The organism is Vibrio sp. 1562 (assembly GCF_033340155.1).
Lineage (GTDB): Bacteria > Pseudomonadota > Gammaproteobacteria > Enterobacterales > Vibrionaceae > Vibrio > Vibrio alginolyticus.
Map to the genome: position 1 here is coordinate 1 of NZ_JAWOVY010000435.1, position 651 is coordinate 651.

Below are 651 nucleotides of genomic sequence, written 5' to 3' on the forward strand. Positions count from 1 at the left end.
GCTTATGAAGCGTTAGGCAAGTTGATTGACGATGGTGCCCTAGATAAAGACTACCGCGATGTTATGCAGAACTATCAGTATGGCATCAACAAAGGCTTGTACAAAATCATGTCGAAGATGGGTATTTCGACCATCGCCTCTTACCGTTGCTCACAACTGTTCGAAGCTGTTGGGTTGAGCCGAGAAGTGGTTGACTTGTGCTTTAAAGGCGTAACCACTCGCATCGAAGGCGCAAACTTTGATGATTTCCAACAAGATTTAACCAACTTGTCCCGCAAGGCGTGGGCAAAACGTAAATCGATTGAACATGGCGGATTACTCAAATACGTACATGGCGGTGAGTACCATGCCTACAACCCTGATGTGGTAGGTACACTGCAAAAAGCGGTGAAATCTGGTGAAAGTAACGATTATCAAAGTTTTGCCAAACAAGTAAACGAGCGCCCTGTCGCGATGTTGCGTGACCTAATGGCACTGAAAAAATCTGACTCGCCATTGCCACTTGAACGAATCGAACCTAAAACAGAATTGTTCAAACGTTTTGATTCTGCCGCCATGTCTATCGGAGCGTTGAGCCCAGAGGCACACGAAGCACTTGCAACGGCGATGAACCGTCTTGGTGGTTACTCTAACTCTGGCGAAGGTGGTGAA

The 651-nt window shown here is 46.7% G+C and carries 1 protein-coding gene; it reads left to right on the forward strand.

Annotated features, from left to right (window positions below; genetic code table 11):
* The coding region (locus R7Z49_RS25640) for a glutamate synthase-related protein (protein WP_318112482.1) at positions 1 to 651 on the forward strand (651 nt) is incomplete at both ends.